16 protein-coding genes and 1 riboswitch are annotated in these 16,536 nt (G+C 59.9%); of the genes, 10 read left to right on the top strand and 6 right to left on the bottom strand.

Features of this window, described 5'->3' with window-relative positions; genetic code table 11:
* Nucleotides 1–43: 43 nt before the first annotated feature.
* Together mqo and PMI35_RS15050 are read right to left on the bottom strand one after the other, a co-directional pair.
* On the bottom strand, nucleotides 44–1,552 hold the full coding sequence (mqo, locus tag PMI35_RS15055; RefSeq protein ID WP_008060217.1) for a malate dehydrogenase (quinone): 1,509 nt from the start codon (nucleotides 1,550–1,552) through the stop codon (nucleotides 44–46).
* 740 nt (nucleotides 1,553–2,292) lie between these two features.
* Complete coding sequence (locus tag PMI35_RS15050) at nucleotides 2,293–2,526, bottom strand: hypothetical protein (RefSeq protein WP_008060218.1); 234 nt, start codon at nucleotides 2,524–2,526, stop codon at nucleotides 2,293–2,295.
* Between the two features lie 199 nt (nucleotides 2,527–2,725).
* On the opposite strand from PMI35_RS15050, the gene PMI35_RS15045 reads away from it, so the two are divergent.
* Both PMI35_RS15045 and PMI35_RS15040 read left to right on the top strand, forming a co-directional pair.
* On the top strand, nucleotides 2,726–3,310 hold the full coding sequence (locus PMI35_RS15045; RefSeq protein ID WP_008060219.1) for a YajG family lipoprotein: 585 nt from the start codon (nucleotides 2,726–2,728) through the stop codon (nucleotides 3,308–3,310).
* A 260-nt stretch (nucleotides 3,311–3,570) separates the two neighbouring features.
* Entirely contained in the window at nucleotides 3,571–3,849 is a 279-nt protein-coding gene (locus PMI35_RS15040; RefSeq protein ID WP_008060220.1) for a hypothetical protein, read from the top strand.
* Between the two features lie 56 nt (nucleotides 3,850–3,905).
* Here PMI35_RS15040 and PMI35_RS15035 read toward each other — a convergent pair whose 3' ends face one another.
* A complete protein-coding gene (locus tag PMI35_RS15035; RefSeq protein WP_032831629.1) occupies nucleotides 3,906–5,072 on the bottom strand; it encodes a 1-acyl-sn-glycerol-3-phosphate acyltransferase in 1,167 nt (388 codons plus the stop codon).
* A 139-nt stretch (nucleotides 5,073–5,211) separates the two neighbouring features.
* Here PMI35_RS15035 and PMI35_RS33950 point away from each other — a divergent pair, with 139 nt between their 5' ends.
* From PMI35_RS33950 to PMI35_RS15020, 4 genes are all read left to right on the top strand, one after another.
* Entirely contained in the window at nucleotides 5,212–5,394 is a 183-nt protein-coding gene (locus PMI35_RS33950; RefSeq protein ID WP_008060224.1) for a CPXCG motif-containing cysteine-rich protein, read from the top strand.
* Nucleotides 5,395–5,402: 8 nt separating this feature from the next.
* Entirely contained in the window at nucleotides 5,403–5,663 is a 261-nt protein-coding gene (locus tag PMI35_RS15030; RefSeq protein WP_008060226.1) for a putative signal transducing protein, read from the top strand.
* A 35-nt stretch (nucleotides 5,664–5,698) separates the two neighbouring features.
* Nucleotides 5,699–6,322 (top strand): SOS response-associated peptidase, encoded by a 624-nt coding sequence (locus tag PMI35_RS15025; RefSeq protein WP_008060228.1) that lies wholly within the window; start codon nucleotides 5,699–5,701, stop codon nucleotides 6,320–6,322.
* Between the two features lie 149 nt (nucleotides 6,323–6,471).
* On the top strand, nucleotides 6,472–7,290 hold the full coding sequence (locus PMI35_RS15020; protein WP_008060229.1) for a M48 family metallopeptidase: 819 nt from the start codon (nucleotides 6,472–6,474) through the stop codon (nucleotides 7,288–7,290).
* Between the two features lie 84 nt (nucleotides 7,291–7,374).
* Here the strand turns inward: PMI35_RS15020 and PMI35_RS15015 are convergent, their stop codons facing one another.
* The 3 genes from PMI35_RS15015 to PMI35_RS15005 form a co-directional block, all read right to left on the bottom strand.
* Nucleotides 7,375–7,959, bottom strand: a complete 585-nt coding sequence (locus PMI35_RS15015) for a TMEM165/GDT1 family protein (RefSeq protein WP_008060231.1) — start codon at nucleotides 7,957–7,959, stop codon at nucleotides 7,375–7,377.
* 89 nt (nucleotides 7,960–8,048) lie between these two features.
* A riboswitch (yybP-ykoY riboswitch) is annotated at nucleotides 8,049–8,173 on the bottom strand.
* Between the two features lie 39 nt (nucleotides 8,174–8,212).
* On the bottom strand, nucleotides 8,213–9,211 hold the full coding sequence (locus PMI35_RS15010) for a class I SAM-dependent methyltransferase (protein ID WP_008060233.1): 999 nt from the start codon (nucleotides 9,209–9,211) through the stop codon (nucleotides 8,213–8,215).
* Nucleotides 9,212–9,244: 33 nt separating this feature from the next.
* Nucleotides 9,245–10,210, bottom strand: coding sequence for a 2-hydroxyacid dehydrogenase (locus PMI35_RS15005; RefSeq protein WP_008060236.1), 966 nt, complete (start codon nucleotides 10,208–10,210; stop codon nucleotides 9,245–9,247).
* A gap of 91 nt (nucleotides 10,211–10,301) precedes the next feature.
* Here PMI35_RS15005 and PMI35_RS15000 point away from each other — a divergent pair, with 91 nt between their 5' ends.
* The 4 genes from PMI35_RS15000 (at nucleotide 10,302) to PMI35_RS14985 (ending at nucleotide 16,407) form a co-directional block, all read left to right on the top strand.
* Nucleotides 10,302–10,931 (top strand): LysE family translocator, encoded by a 630-nt coding sequence (locus PMI35_RS15000; protein ID WP_008060238.1) that lies wholly within the window; start codon nucleotides 10,302–10,304, stop codon nucleotides 10,929–10,931.
* Between the two features lie 145 nt (nucleotides 10,932–11,076).
* Nucleotides 11,077–12,759 carry a fatty acid--CoA ligase gene (locus PMI35_RS14995; RefSeq protein WP_008060239.1) on the top strand — a complete coding sequence of 561 codons (1,683 nt, stop codon included), beginning with the start codon at nucleotides 11,077–11,079 and terminating at the stop codon, nucleotides 12,757–12,759.
* 337 nt (nucleotides 12,760–13,096) lie between these two features.
* The gene (locus PMI35_RS14990) at nucleotides 13,097–15,016 is read left to right on the top strand and encodes a DUF1302 domain-containing protein (protein ID WP_008060240.1); all 1,920 of its coding nucleotides are present in this window, start codon (nucleotides 13,097–13,099) and stop codon (nucleotides 15,014–15,016) included.
* Between the two features lie 26 nt (nucleotides 15,017–15,042).
* Nucleotides 15,043–16,407, top strand: a complete 1,365-nt coding sequence (locus PMI35_RS14985) for a DUF1329 domain-containing protein (protein ID WP_008060241.1) — start codon at nucleotides 15,043–15,045, stop codon at nucleotides 16,405–16,407.
* Nucleotides 16,408–16,536 lie beyond the last annotated feature (129 nt).

The following is a 16,536-nucleotide window of genomic DNA, read 5'->3' on the forward strand; positions in this document are numbered from 1 at the left end:
CCCCGCCATCAATGATGGACGGGGCGTTTTTCATGGAGCCGGATCAAGCGTAGCTTTCAGTCTCGCTGCTGGCTTCAACCAGCTCCAGGGCGATGTTGTTCTGCGTATTGATCTTGCGATACAGCGCCGCGTCGGTTTCCAGGACCTTCTCCCGGGCCGGGAAGATCTCGGCCAGTTTGGCAGCCCACTCACCCTTGGCTTTGCCCGGGAAGCATTTTTCGATCAGTTCCAGCATGATCGAAACCGTCACCGAGGCACCTGGCGAGGCGCCGAGCAGGGCGGCGAGGGAACCGTCCTTGGCCGCGACCAGTTCGGTACCGAATTGCAGGACGCCGCCTTTTTTCGGGTCTTTCTTGATGATCTGCACCCGTTGGCCGGCCACTTCCAGGCGCCAGTCTTCGGCTTTCGCTTCAGGGTAGAAGCGACGCAGGGACTCCAGGCGCTGCTCCATCGACTGCATCACTTCGCTGACCAGGTACTTGGTCAGGTCCATGTTGTTTTTCGCCACCGCCAGCATCGGGCCGATGTTGCCGGCGCGAACCGACATCGGCAGGTCCATGAAGGAACCGTGCTTGAGGAACTTGGTGGTGAAACCGGCGTAAGGTCCGAACAGCAGGGATTTCTTGCCGTCGACGACACGGGTATCCAGGTGTGGCACGGACATCGGTGGCGAACCCACGGCGGCCTGGCTGTAGACCTTGGCCTGGTGGTGCTTGACCACTTCCGGGTTGTCGCAACGCAGCCATTGGCCACTGATCGGGAAACCGCCGAAGCCTTTACTTTCTTCGATACCCGAGGCTTGCAGCAGCGGCAGTGCCGCACCGCCAGCGCCGAGGAAGACGAATTTGGCGTCGACTTCACGGGTATTACCGCTGTTGACGTCCTTGATGCTGACAGTCCAGCCGCCGTTGCTGCGCTTGAGGCCGGTCACGCGCTTGCAGTACTTGACCTGGGCATCAGGTGCGCTGGTCAGGTGCTTGAGCAACTGGTTGGTCAGGGCGCCGAAGTTGACGTCGGTACCGTTGATCACGCGAGTGGCCGCGAGGGTTTCACCAGGATCGCGTCCCGGCATCATCAGCGGCATCCACTCGGCCATCTTGGCCTTGTCTTCGGTGTATTCCATGTCGGCGAAGGCGTGGTGCTTATGCAGCACGTTGAAGCGTTCCTTGAGGAAGGACACGCCGCTGTCGCCCTGCACGAAACTCAGGTGTGGCACCGGGCTGATAAACGATTTGCACGAACCGAACGTGCCTTTCTTGGTCAGGTACGACCAGAACTGCTTCGACACCTCGAACTGGGTGTTGATGTGCACGGCTTTCTTGATGTCGACGGTGCCATTGGCAGCCTGCGGCGTGTAGTTCAGCTCGCACAGGCCGGCGTGACCGGTACCGGCGTTGTTCCACGGGTTGGAACTCTCCGCGGCACCGGAATCCATCAGCTCGACGACTTCCAGCTTGATCGCGGGGTCGAGCTCTTTGAGCAGTACCGCGAGGGTGGCACTCATGATGCCGGCCCCAACCAGTACTACGTCGACTGCTTCGTTATGCGCCATTTAACGCGTCTCCAAAATCTGCAGCACCAAATTGTCGGCATGGCTGCCAGGCGTTCCGGGGCGAGTCAGTGATGCCCCTCGAACTCATGGCAGTATCGCCATGTCCGAATCTTCGCAATTTTTCGCAACTTCGACGGACGCTACCTGCCGGGTCTAATAAGAGTCATATGAACTCATTTCAACGTGCGACTGGCAATTCGACTTATGGTCGATACATCCGCTTGTGCAACCAAATCCGTAGCGGACAGGCTTCAGGCTCCGGTATTCGAGGTGTACTCGGTCCTGTGTCGTTGGGCTGTACTGGACGCTAATGGTGCATATTCAGACGCAAAACTATTCATTTGCTCGCCACACTCTTGTGAAGTTGTGAAAACCCGTTTTTTTCACGCTCTTTTGAAGACGTGAACCTCAAAAAAGGGCTGTCCCAGCCTGGCACCGTGCCCGGATGGTTTGCCGCCAGGGAAAACCGGGCAGGCAATACGGGCAAACAGCTCAGTGACCGAGCGTAATGACAGCTCTGCAGATTCGCGAAAAGTGGAGGTTGTGCTTGAGGAACAGCAAGCGCGCCAGCTTCACTCGATCTGTGTGGGCGGCTCTCTGTGGGCGGTGCGGGGTGCCAAAACCGAAGCATTGACGATGCTGCGAGGCCCGATCAGGAGACGTCCTTATAATCGGGGGGAGATTGTAGCGAAGAAACGCAGGGAATTGGTCGTGTTTAATGACTTTTATTAGGCGTCTGGTCAGGTCGCCATCAGGTGTTGTGCCCGTGAGCGTGCTGGAGGCTGGCTGACGCGGGCGCTGGCGGGCAGGGGTTGCTGCAGCCAGTTGAGGCGAATTTCCTCGATTTCGACCCAGCCATCGCCCATGGGTTGGAGGCTGCACTGCTTGAAAGCCTGGCAATGGCCGTTGCTGTCGAGCAGGGCAAAGCTGCGGTGCCGTGGGCGTGGGGCGAACAGCGAAACGAGAAAGCGCATGGCGAAGTACCTTTTGGGTGACTGCGCTGAAGAATGGCAGCGAGCCGTTACGTGCAAGTGTATGGGGGGTGACAGATGTGTGACAGGAAGGGGTTTCTGAAACTTTTGTCAGAATTTTCTGCAATTGTTGCGCTGGTTCGCTGCAGTGGCGCACCGCTATACTGCGGGCCTGTTAGTGCCTGATTCTGGAGAGAAGAGTATGTTGCAACGCCTGTTGTTCGGTTTGATCACTGTGACCAGCTTGACGTTGGTCGGCTGCGCCCACAGCCCGCAACAACTGAACCCGGAACCCAAGCTGACGGCTCAACTGGCGCCGGTCGGCCACGGCCAGCCGGTGGTGGTGCGCGTGGTCGACGGGCGTCCGTCGCCAACCCTGGGCACCCGTGGCGGCCTGTACCCGGAAACCAGCGCGATTACCGTGCAGGGCGCGCAGATCCTGCCGAAACTGCAGGCGCAGGCCGAAGCGGCCGTGCGGTTGCTGGGCTTCACCCCGACGGCGAATGCGCTGAACGCGCCACAGATCACCGTGACCTTGGCCGAGTTGAAGTACCAGTCGCCCAAAGAAGGCATGTACGTGACCGAGGCCACCATTGGCGCGACGTTCCGTTCCGATGTGCAAAATGCCAATCGTCGTTACAGCGGCCGTTATGGCGCGTCCCTGGACCAGCGTTTCGGCATGGCGCCGAATCAGGAAACCAACACCAAGCTGGTCAGCGACGTGTTGAGCGATGCGTTGACCCGCTTGTTCAAGGACCCAACCGTGGGTCAGGTTCTCGGCGAGTAATGCGAGCCCCGTAGGAGCTGCCGAAGGTTCGGGCCGCGTTCGGACGATCTTTTGATCTTGATCTTCGGCAGTTCCAAATCCCCCAAAAGCAAAGTCAAAAGATCGCAGCCTGCGGCAGCTCCTACTGTAGGATCGCAGGCGGTCTTGAGCAAAACGGCGTTAATTGTCGGAAAGACAGGGCAGGGTGCAAGGCATTCGGTAGAATCCCAGCCGCGGTCGTCGGTCGGCGTCTGCCCTACCTGTTTTGTTTGAGGCTTGTGATGTCGCTGCATTTGATGACGCTGTTTACCGCCCATCCCGCCAAATTGATCAATCTGCTGGCCTTGCTGCTGGCCTTCCCGGGCAGCTGGCTGCTGCACGCCACGCGTCGCCGCGAACAGCGCGCGATGGCCAGTCTCCAGGCGCAACGCCAGAGCCGTCCAAGCCAGGAACCGACGCTGGATTGGGCAACCCTGCGCATGAACCGGTTTTTCTATCGCTTCGGTTTTGCCTGCATGGGGCTGGCGTTGCTGGTGTCGTGGATCAGCACCCAGGTCTAAACCATTTTAATGCTTAAAAAAAACGGCGCCCGAAGGCGCCGTTGTCGTATCCGCGGTTAGAGCGGCAATCCAGCCTTCACCCGATACTGGTTGCGTACCGGGGTCGCATACTGCAGCACCAGGAACGGGCGATGCTCCTCGGGGCAGGCATCCAGGCGTAGCTGCCATTGTTCCTGAGCCTTGGCCAGTTCGTCGGCCGGGAACAACTTGCTGGCGCTTGGCACCTGCAGTTGCGGGTCGGCATCCTGCCATTGGGCGTAGGCCAGGTAGTGCACCGGGAACAAGCGGTAACCGCCGAGGATCTGCTTGTCCATCTCGATCGCCAATTGCTTGGTGTCTTCGAACAGGTCGGTGATGGGCGCCGCAAAATTCACGTGCACCCGACCCTTGTAGCCGGTGATGCCCTTGGCGATGCTCACGTCATCTTCGCCCGGCGCCTTGGTGTAGCTGCCGGTGGTGGCGCGGATGTAGAGTTCGCGGGCCTTGGCCTGGTCGCACGGATCGTACTCGTAGCTGATCGACACGGGGGTCAGGTTCAGCGAGCGGATGACTTCACCGAACGGTTCGTCCTTGCGGCTCATGTGGAACATCTTGAGGATCGCCGACTCGGTACGGTCGTCGCCGTCCTTGGCCCGGCCTTCGGCCTGGGCGATCCAGATCGAGGCGCAATCGTTGCGGATCGAATGGTTGATGTACGCCGACAGCAATTGGTACGCCGCCATTTTCTCGCGACGTCCGGTGATCGAGCGGTGCACGATGAAGCTCTTGTTCAGGCGCATCAGGTCGCTGACAAAGGGCTTTTGCAGCAGATTGTCACCGATGGCGATGCGCGGGGTCGGCAGGCCGGCGTGGTACACGGCGTAATTGACGAAGGCCGGATCCATCACGATGTCACGATGGTTGGCGATGAACAGATAGGCGCTGCCGGACTTGAACTGCTCCACGCCGGTGTACGTCACACCGTCCGTGGCGCGCTCGATGGTGTGGTCGACGTAGTACTCGACTTTGTCCTGCAAGGTGGCCACCGACGTGATGCCGGCGAACTCACGGCGCAGCCGATGAGCTATAAGGGGTTTGAGCGCCCAGCCCAAGGCGCCGGCAAAACGCGGAAAGCGGAAGTGGGTGAGGATATCTAGAAACGCCTTGTCGCCGAGCAGTCGTGCCAGCACCGCTGGGACTTCGCTATCGTCGTAAGGTCGGATGGCATCGAATTCGCCCATCATGCTCTCTTGTTAGAAACGGCTAGGGTAAGTAAAGGTTCTGATCGAAAACCAGCGGGGCACGGTCTGAAAAAGTAGTCAGACAAAAATAGCCCTGCAAATAGACCGGCGATTATACGCACAAGTCACCTGGGAGACCGCGATGCTGGAAAGCGCAGTTTATGAATGTCCGTATTGTGGTGAGGAAGTCGAGACGACCCTGGATTTATCCGGCGGCGATCAGACCTATATCGAGGACTGTCAGGTGTGTTGCCGGCCGATAACATTTGTATTGCAAGTTCACGAAGACGAATGGCACCTCGAAGTATTCAGTGAAAACGAGTGAGGGCGCATATGCAGCGCATCTACGAACCGGAAAACCTGATGGAAGGCGAGTTGCTGCAAGGCATGCTGGCCAGCGAGGGCGTCGAGGCGCATCTGGTGGGGCGCGATCTGGTGGGCGCCACGGGTGAATTGCCGATCTTCGGCCTGCTGGGCCTGGCGGTGGATAATGACCAGGCGCAATACGCCCGCGAGCTGATCACGGCGTACAATGCTGCGCTGCCGCTGTCCTGTGATGAACCGGACAGCTTTCCCGGCACGCTGGTCTGTTAGGCTGGCGTTCGTTTGATCTAGAGTCGTGCTGCCCCATGTGTGGACGTTATGCCCTGTTTCGCTGGAATCGCGATTTTGCGAGCCTGCCAGGTTTTCCAGCCGATCAGCAGGCCCAGTGGAACATTTCCCCCAATGATTCGGTGCTGATGCTGCGCGCAGGCCAGGACGGCCAGCGTGAACTGGCCCGTGCCCGCTGGGGCCTGACACCGCCGTGGCTGACCGACTTGTCCCGCACCCCGGCCCATGCCCGGGCCGAAACCGTGGCCGAACAGCCGATGTTCCGCCAGGCCCTGCGCGAGCGTCGTTGCCTGCTGCCGGCCAACGGTTTCTACGAATGGCGCGGTACCACTCGCAAGCGGCCGTACTGGCTGACGCCGGGTGAAGGCTCGTCGCTGTTTTTCGCTGCCATCTGGGAGGCTTACCCGGTACAGGAGCAGGTGTGGCTGAGCACGGCGGTGATCACGCAACCCGCGGCGAGCCAGCGTCGACCGTTGATTCTGGATGAGGTGGGGCAGCAAATCTGGCTTGATCCCGAGACGCCACTGCATGCTCTGCAAGCCTTGCTCGCCAGCGAACCCGCTGCGTTGCGTGAGCGGGTGCTGGCCAACATGGTCAATGATCCGAAGCTCAATGGGCCGGAGTGTCTTACGCCGGGTTGAAAAGATCGCTGCTGAGCGTTCAGTTGGTGTCGTGAATTTTTCCTGCATCGATGAGAGCTTTGCTTGAAAAAAGCGTCTTATCTTCTGTGTATCTGGCGTCGATACATTCCCACGCCTAGGATAGGCGGCAGTTTTCATGGAGTCTTTCGATGAACAAGATTTTGGTTGTAGGTGCACTCGGCGCAGCGCTGCTGCTCGCCGGCTGCCAGTCGGTCAACACTACCAGCGGTGGCGCCGTAGGTGTTGAGCGCAAGCAATACATGTTCAGCATGCTGTCCACTGATGAGGTCAATCAGATGTACGCCCAGTCTTACCAGAATACGGTGGGAGAGGCGAACAGCAAGGGTGTGCTGGACAAGACCAGCAACGATGCCAAGCGCATCCAGCTGATTTCCGATCGGCTGATTGCCCAGGCTCCGGTTTTCCGTCCGGATTCGGCCCAGTGGAAGTGGGAAGTCAACCTGATCAAGAGCGATGAGCTCAATGCCAACTGCGGGCCCGGTGGCAAGATCATTTTCTATACCGGCCTGATGGACAAGCTGCAGCTGACCGATGACGAAATCGCCGCCATCCTTGGCCACGAAATCGCCCACGCCCTGCGCGAGCACGGTCGTGAGGCAATGTCCAAGGCCTATGGCATCGAAATGGCCAAGCAGGGTGCGGGTGCCTTGTTCGGCCTGGGCCAGGGCAGCCTGGCGCTGGCGGATGCCGTGGCCAACTACGGCATGACCTTGCCCAACAGTCGGTCCAATGAAAACGAAGCGGACCTGATCGGCCTCGAGCTGGCCGCCCGTGCCGGCTACGACCCGAACGCCGCGATCACCTTGTGGAACAAGATGGCCAAGGCCTCGGAAGGTTCGCCGCCGGAGTTCATGAGTACCCACCCGGCTTCGTCGAGCCGTATTGCTTCGTTGCAGGCGGCGATTCCGAAGGTCATGCCGCTTTACGAGCAGTCCAGGAATCACTGATAGAAGCTTTCGCGAGCCAGCCCGCTCTTGTAGGAGCGAGGCTTGCCCGCGAAGAACGCTGACGCGGTCTACCGACCTACACCGTCAAACCCACCCACTGCTCTGCATCGCCTTGTACACCGCGACAATCGCCAGGATGAAGAACGCCGACGCCGCCAGTCGACGGATCAACGTCAATGGCAGTTTGTCCGCCGCAAAGTTGCCCGCCAGGACCACCGGTACGTTGGCAATCAACATGCCCAGGGTGGTGCCGATGATCACCAGCCACAGTTCAGGATATTGCGCGGCGAGCATCACCGTCGCGATCTGGGTCTTGTCGCCGATTTCCGCGAGGAAAAACGCAATCAGCGTGGTCAGGAACGGTCCGAACTTGCGGGCGGTACTGGCTTCGTCATCGTCCATTTTGTCCGGCACCAGGGTCCACAGCGCCGTCGCGGCAAAGCTGGCGGCAAGAATCCAGTGCAGCAGCGTATCCGAGAAGAAGCTGCCAACCCAGGCGCCTACCGCACCGGCTGCCGCATGGTTGGCCAGGGTCGCGGCGATGATGCCGGCGATGATCGGCCAGGGCTTGCGAAAACGGGCGGCGAGAATGAGCGCGAGCAATTGCGTCTTGTCGCCGATTTCGGCCAAGGCAACGATTGCGGTGGGTACCAGTAGTGAATCCAGCATCAGGGGTTTTCCTAAGGGGCGGGTCGACACGGCTATGACACGTACAGCCTTCCCGCCCCGGGTAAGGTGTTCGTGTCATAGGTCTTGTCAAACCCTGCGATCCGTCTGATGCGGACGCTTGGGTCGCATGCGCCATGGCCTGTTGACCAAGTATGTTGACGCATGCCGGACGAGCATGGCGCTCGTGGGAGACTACTCCCCTAGGACGGAGCGGATTCTGCCTAGGCAAAATCCATTGCGCAAGTACAAAGTTTTATCCGCGTTTGGCACGGTAGATGCGGAAACCCTGTCCTTCGGCCTTGATTGCACAGGCCCCCAGGTGCTCTTCGATCAGTGGTTGATACTTCAGGAAGCTATTGGCGACAAGCCGAAGTTCGCCGCCATTTTTCAGATGTTTGGCCGCTTTTCGCAGCAGGTTCTCTGTCGCGTAGTAATCGGTGTGCACGCCGACATGGAAGGGCGGGTTGCTCAGGATGGCGCTCAATCCCATCGGTGCCGCATCGATGCCGTCGCCGGTGATCACATCGGCTTCCAGACCATTGGCCGCCAGGGTCAGGCGACTGCTGGCAGCGGCAAAGGCATCGACATCCAGCAATGTGACCTGATTGTGCGGGTAACGACGTTTCACTGCTGCGCCCAACACCCCCGCGCCGCAGCCGAAGTCCAGCAAGTGGCCGCTTGGCAGTTTATCCAGGTGTTCCAGCAACAGCGCACTGCCGCGATCCAGTCGACCGTGGCTGAACACGCCTGGCAGGCTGATGACTTTCAACGGGCCTTCGGCCAGCGGCAATTCATAGGTCTGGGCCAGGCTTTCCAGCGGTTTGGCGTCGGGTGCATTGGCCACGGTGACCAGCCACAGCTGGCAATGCCGCGCACTGTCGAGCTTGCGGGGTTTGCCAAACGGGTTCAGCTGTTTGGCTGCGCCTTCGATGCCGCTTTTTTTCTCACCGACCAGGTACAGCTCGCGGCCGGCCAGCCGGGAGGCGAGTGCGTTGAGGATGTAGTCGGTCAGGTCCTTGGACTTGGGCAGAAACACCACGGCGCTATCGAATGCGCGCTCAGGCGCGTTGACACCAAAATGGCTGCGTTCGGCAAAGCGCGCATCCAGCGCGGCTTGATCGCCGGCGTGCCAGCTCCAGCCATGGGCGTCGGGCAGGCGGCCCAGCAAGTCGTCGGCGGGCAGGCCGGCCAACAGCACTGGGCCCTGGAATAATTCAGCCTGACGAAGCAGTACTTCACTGCGCGGATCCATAACTGCTCCTGTGAAAAAAAGTGCCGCAGTTTATCAACTGACGACCCGCAGCGCCTTAGCGCTGAAGTATCCCCTGGCGTTTTCGGTCAATTGACCGACGATTCGTTGCCGCGCTTCGCGACTTCCCCAGGCGTTGTGCGGGGTGACGATCAGGCGTGGAATGTCCTGGGCCAGCAGTGGATTGCCGTTGACCGGCGGCTCCACGCTCAGCACGTCGGTGGCGGCACCGCCCAAGTGACCGTTGCGCAAGGCATCGGCCAGCGCCTGCTCGTCGATCAGGCCGCCACGGGCGGTGTTGACCACGAACGCGCCGGGCTTCATCGCCGCCAGTTCACGGGCGCCGATGAAGTGACGGGTGTGTTCGTTGAGCGGACAGTGCAGGGTCAGCGCATCGATTTGCGGCAACAACTGGTCCAGCGGCAAGCGGTCTGGCCGGGCAGGGCGCCCGGGAATCTGCCCCAGCAGTACGCGCATGCCGAACGCTTCGGCCAGGCGCGCGACCGCGCCGCCCAGTTCGCCGTGACCGAGCAGGCCGAGGGTTTTGCCTTGCAGCTCGACGATCGGGTAATCCAGCAGGCAGAACTGCTTGGCCTGTTGCCAGCGCCCTTCACCGACGGCTTTCTGGTAGTCGGCCAGGCGCGTGGCCAGGTTGAGCAGCAGCATGATCGTATGTTGGGCCACGGATGGCGTGCCGTAACCCTGGCAGTTGCACACGGTTATGCCGTGGGCACGGGCGGCCTCGAGGTCGACGTTGTTGGTGCCGGTGGCGCTGATCAGGATCAGTTTCAGTTCGGGACTGGCCGCGATGGCGGCCGCGTCGATCCGGATCTTGTTGGTGATGGCGACGGTGGCGCCCTTGAGGTGTTCGATCACCTGATCGGGCAGGGTCTGGGCGAACAGCTGCAGTTCGCTAAAGCATTCGCGCAGGGGGCTGAGGTCGAGATCGCCCAGGTCCAGGGACGGGTGGTCGAGGAAAACTGCGCGGTGAATGTTCGTCATCAACTGTACCTTTTGTGCAATGAACTGAAGGCGTAATCTGCCGAGCCTACCAGATGAAATAAATAGTTACGCTTGGCCTGAAGGAGCCCTCATGTACTGGACCGAGTTCTTGACCGTTGCACTGATCCACCTGTTGGCCGTCGCCAGCCCCGGCCCGGACTTTGCCGTGGTGGTACGGGAAAGCGTGACCCATGGTCGTCGCGCCGGCACCTGGACGGCGCTTGGGGTCGGTACGGCGATTTTCCTCCACGTTGGCTACTCGCTGCTGGGCATCGGCCTGATCGTGTCCCAGTCGATCGTCCTGTTCAACGCCTTGAAATGGGCCGCCGCGGCTTATCTGCTGTACATCGGCTTCAAGGCGCTGCGGGCGCAACCGGCCAAGGCCGTGACCGATGATCTGCACAAGGAAGCCGGTGAGCGCACCGCGCGGGGCGCCTTTACGTCGGGGTTCGTGACCAACGGCCTGAACCCGAAGGCCACGCTGTTTTTCCTGTCGCTGTTCACCGTGGTGATCAATCCGCATACACCGCTGGCCGTGCAGGCCGGTTACGGGGTTTACCTGGCCGTGGCGACAGCGATCTGGTTTTGCCTGGTGGCCATGCTGTTCAGCCAGCAGCGCGTGCGGGCCGGTTTCGCCCGCATGGGGCATTGGTTCGACCGGACCATGGGCGCGGTGTTGATCGCCATTGGCGTGAAACTCGCGTTTACCGAGATGCACTGATCCAACATCTGCAAGGCGAATGCTGGCGCAACGCTAGCATTCGTGCGGTTCTGCAAATCATTCCTTTGGCTGATTTGGTTGGCGATCAGGGGTACTACAGTGCTCACTCTACAGCCACGACCGAGTAGTCAGAAAAGGGATTCTTATGTTGCAGACTCGCGTTATCCCCCCAGCCGAAGGCGCTTACCAGTATCCGCTGCTGATCAAACGGCTGCTGATGTCCGGCGCGCGTTATGAGAAAACCCGCGAGATCGTCTACCGCGACCAATTGCGCTACAGCTATCCGACCCTGATCGAACGGGTCGCACGCCTGGCCAATGTGCTGACGGCTGCCGGGGTCAAGCCCGGGGATACCGTGGCGGTGATGGATTGGGACAGCCACCGCTACCTGGAGTGCATGTTTGCCATTCCGATGATCGGCGCGGTGATCCACACCATCAACGTGCGCCTGTCGCCGGAACAGATCCTCTACACCATGAATCACGCCGTGGACCGCTTTGTCCTGGTCAACAGTGAATTCGTCGGACTGTACAACGCGATCGCCGGGCAACTGACCACGGTCGAGAAAACCCTGCTCCTGACCGACCTGCCGGAAAAGACCGCCGACTTGCCAAACCTCGTCGGTGAGTACGAGCAATTGCTGGCAGCGGCAAGCCCGCAGTACGACTTCCAGGACTTCGACGAAAACTCGGTGGCGACCACGTTCTACACCACCGGCACCACCGGCAACCCCAAGGGCGTGTACTTCACCCATCGGCAGCTGGTGCTGCACACCATGGGGGTGTCGACGATCATGGGGGCGATCGACAGCGTGCGCCTGCTGGGCACCAACGACGTGTACATGCCCATCACGCCGATGTTCCACGTGCATGCCTGGGGCCTGCCCTATGTGGCGACCATGCTCGGGCTCAAGCAGGTGTATCCGGGACGCTACGATCCGGAGTACCTGGTGGAGTTGTGGCGCAAGGAAAAAGTCTCCTTCTCGCACTGCGTGCCGACCATCCTGCAAATGGTCCTCAATGCCAAGGCTGCCCAAGACACCGACTTCGGTGGCTGGAAAATCGTCATCGGTGGCAGTGCGCTCAATCATGCGTTGTACGACGCGGCCAAGGCCAAGGGCATTCAATTGACCGCTGCCTACGGCATGTCGGAAACCGGGCCGCTGGTATCGTGCGCGCACCTCAATGATGAGCTGATGGCCGGCACGGAAGACGAACGCACCACCTACCGGATCAAGGCCGGCGTGCCAGGGCCGTTGGTGGAGGCGGCGATCGTCGACACCGAAGGCAACTTCCTGCCCGCCGATGGCGAAACCCAGGGCGAACTGGTGTTGCGCGCGCCGTGGCTCACCGAGGGCTATTTCAACGAACCGCAGAAGGGCGCCGAGCTCTGGGCTGGCGGCTGGCTGCACACCGGGGATGTGGCGACTCTGGACAGCATGGGCGTGATCGACATTCGCGACCGGATCAAGGACGTGATCAAGACCGGGGGCGAGTGGATCTCCTCCCTGGACCTCGAGGACCTGATCAGTCGCCACGCGGCGGTACGCGAAGTAGCAGTGGTGGGGATTGCCGATCCGCAGTGGGGCGAGCGGCCGTTTGCCTTGCTGGTGCTGCGCGAGGGCCATGCCATCGGCGCCCGGGAACTCAAGGAACATCTCAAGCCGTTCGTGGAACTGGGGCACCTGAGCAAGTGGGCCATCCCGAGTCAGATCGCCATTGTTACTGAAATTCCCAAGACCAGTGTCGGTAAGCTCGACAAGAAGCGCATTCGCGTTGACATCACCGAATGGCAGGCCAACAACAGCACCTTCCTCTCGACGCTTTAAGCGTCCCTTGGCGTGCCCAAAAGGGCACGCCAGCCCCACCAAGCAAGCGCTTGGCTTGTCAAATCCGTATTTTCAGCCATTCTTGCCGGGCCGACGGGTGTCGGCATGGCAAAGGACTGTTCCAGAGTGGCTGGCAGGCGCAAATCACACTTTAGAGGGATCAAGCACTACTACCTGCTGGCTATAGTCCGCTCAAGGATTTTTAAGAACGGAGCAAACGCACAAACCGGGGCGATGCAACTTTGGAATGACTTTGGGAAGCCATGGCTCCCTGTTATCCAAGCGTTTTTAGAAGTGCTATTTGCCATAACAATAAAATGCACATGGAGTAGCGTCGATGACATCAGTAAACCAGTTCTGGCGCCGGGCTAAACTGCCTCTGGCCGTCAGCCTTGCCTCTACGCTCGCCGGGCCTGCATTCGGCGTCAGTTTCAACATCGGTGAAATCGAAGGTCAATTCGACTCTTCCCTGTCGATCGGTGCGAGTTGGTCTACTGAAAGCGCCAACAAAAACCTCATCGGCGTCAACAACGGCGGTCGCGGCCTGTCCCAGACTTCCGATGACGGTCACTTGAACTTCAAAAGCGGTGAAACCTTCTCGAAAATCTTCAAGGGCATCCATGACCTTGAGTTGAAGTATGGCGACACCGGCATTTTCGTCCGTGGCAAATACTGGTACGACTTTGAACTCAAGGACGAAAGCCGTCCGTTCAAGGACATCAGCGACGACAATCGCAAGGAAGGCGCCAAGTCTGCTGGCGGCCAAATCCTCGACGCCTTCGTCTATCACAACTACGCCATTGCTGATCAGCCGGGTTCCGTACGCTTGGGCAAGCAAGTGGTGAGCTGGGGTGAAAGTACCTTCATCGGCGGCGGTATCAACTCGATCAACCCGATCGACGTGTCCGCATTCCGTCGTCCCGGTGCCGAGATCAAGGAAGGCCTGATCCCGGTCAACATGTTCTATGTGTCCCAGAGCCTCACCGAGAATCTCTCGACCGAAGCGTTCTACCAGATCGAATGGGACCAGACGGTTGCCGACAACTGCGGCACCTTCTTCTCGCAACCGGACGTGATCGCCGATGGTTGCGACAACAACCTGGCTGTACTGCGTACCCAACAAGGCCTTCGCAGCGCATTGGGTCCCCTGGCGACGCCAGCCCTCAATGTCCTGTCTGCCCGGGGCGTGACCTGGGGCAATCCGGACGAAGGCGTGATCGTTCGTCGCGGCCCGGATCGTGACGCTCGAGACAGTGGTCAGTTCGGTGTTTCCTTCAAGTACATGTTCGATCCGCTGGATACCGAATTCGGTGCCTATTTCATGAACTACCACAGCCGTGCACCGATCTTCAGCGGCCATGGTGCGCCAGCGAGCGCCTATAACCCGCAGGCCCTGGGTGGCGCACTGGTTGGCGCCGGTATTCCACCCCGGCTCGTGCCCAGCTTGACTGCACAGTTGCTGCCTTTGGTAGTGGCAGGTAACTCCAGCTACTACGTCGAATACCCTGAAGACATCCGCCTGTACGGCTTGAGCTTCTCGACCACCTTGCCGACAGGCACCGCGTGGAGTGGCGAAGTCAGCTACCGGCCGAATGCGCCAGTCCAGCTCAACACCACCGACATCCTGTTCTCCGGCCTGACGCCGCTGAACCCTAACGTTTCCGTGCTCCAGGGCACGCCAGGGCAGGATCAGCAAGGTTATCGCCGCAAGGAAGTGACCCAGCTGCAAACGACCTTGACCCACTTCTTCGACCAGGTGATGGGCGCCGAGCGTCTGACCCTGGTGGGTGAGGTTGGCTGGACCCACGTTGGCGGCCTGGAAAGCAACTCCAAGGCACGTTACGGCCGTGACCCGAGCTACGGCCCTGGCCCATTGCCGAACAACCAATGCGTGGCGTTGAACACCGGAACGCTGGCAGGCGGCCCACAAAACAACGTCAGTCGCTACTGCGAAAACGACGGCTTCACCACGGCCAACTCCTGGGGTTATCGCGGTCGTGCCATCTGGGAATACAACGACGTGTTCGCCGGTGTGAACCTCAAGCCGAACGTTGCATGGTCCCACGACGTGGAAGGTTACTCCCCTGGTCCTGGCGGCAACTTCGAGGAAGGTCGCAAAGCGGTCAGCCTGGGTGTCGATGCCGAGTACCAGAACACCTACACCGCAAGCCTGGCGTACACCAACTTCTTCGACGGCAAGTACACCACCGTGGATGACCGCGACTTCGTTGCGCTCAGCTTCGGCGTGAACTTCTAAGCACTATTTTCAGGACGAGTACACACATGAAAATAACCAAGAGTCTGTTTCACGCTGGTGTCCTGGGACTTTCGCTGCTGGCGACCGGCGTAATGGCAGCGGTCCCGGCGGCAGAAGCGGACAAGCTGGGCAAGAGCCTGACGCCGATGGGCGCCGAAATGGCAGGCAATGCCGACGGTTCGATTCCGGCCTGGAAACCGATGCCGAAAAATGCCGGCACCGTCGACAGCAAAGGTTTCCTGTCCGATCCGTATGCCAGCGAAAAACCGCTGTTTACCATCACCGCGCAGAACGTCGACCAGTACAAGGCAAAGCTCGCTCCGGGGCAGTACGCGATGTTCAAACGCTACCCGGAAACCTACAAGATGCCGGTTTACCCGTCCCATCGCGGTGCCACCGTACCGGATAACGTGTTCGCCTCCATCAAGAAGAACGCCACCACCACCGAGCTGGTATCCGGCGGTAACGGGCTGAAAAACTTTGAAACCGCGGTACCGTTCCCGATTCCAAAAAGCGGCGTGGAAGTCATCTGGAACCACATCACCCGTTATCGCGGCGGCAGCGTAACCCGACTGGTCACCCAAGCCACGCCACAGCCGAACGGTTCGTTCAGCCTGGTGTACTTCCAGGACCAGTTCGTGTTCCGCGACAAGATGAAGGACTACGATCCGGCGAACCCGGGCAACATCCTGTTCTACTTCAAGCAGAAAGTGACGGCGCCGGCACGTCTGGCCGGTGGTGTGCTGTTGGTGCACGAAACCCTCGACCAAGTGGCGGAACCGCGTTCGGCGTGGGTCTACAACGCCGGTCAACGTCGAGTGCGTCGTGCGCCACAAGTGTCCTATGACGGCCCGGGTACCGCGGCAGACGGCCTGCGTACTTCCGACAACCTGGACATGTACAACGGTGCGCCGGATCGTTACGACTGGAAGCTCGAAGGCAAGAAAGAGATGTACATCGCCTCCGACGCCTACAAACTCGATGATCCGAAGCTCAAGTACGGCGACATCATCAAGGCTGGCCACATCAACCAGGACCTGGCTCGCTACGAGCTGCGCCGGGTCTGGCATGTGGTGGCAACCTTGAAGGAAGGCCAGCGCCACATCTACGCCAAGCGTGACTTCTACATCGATGAAGACACCTGGCAGGCGGCGGTGATCGACCACTACGACGGTCGTAATCAACTCTGGCGTGTTGCGGAAGCGCATGCCCAGAACTATTACAACGTCCAGGTTCCGTGGTACACCCTGGAAGCGCTGTACGACCTGCAATCGGGTCGTTACCTGGCACTGGGCATGAAGAACGAAGAGAAGTCGGCATATGACTTCGGCTTCACCGCCACCACCAGCGACTTCACCCCGGCGGCACTGCGCCAGGATGGTGTTCGCTAACTGGCACGCCATAGAGGCCGCATCCTCTGCAAACGCCCCGACTGGTTCGGGGCGTTTTTGTGTGTGTAGACTTTTTGTAGCCATTTGTAGCAATAACCTTCATTCCCTCCTCGTTTACCGCTAGTCTGC

The sequence above is a fragment of the Pseudomonas sp. GM78 genome (genome assembly GCF_000282475.1).
Classification (GTDB): Bacteria; Pseudomonadota; Gammaproteobacteria; order Pseudomonadales; family Pseudomonadaceae; genus Aquipseudomonas.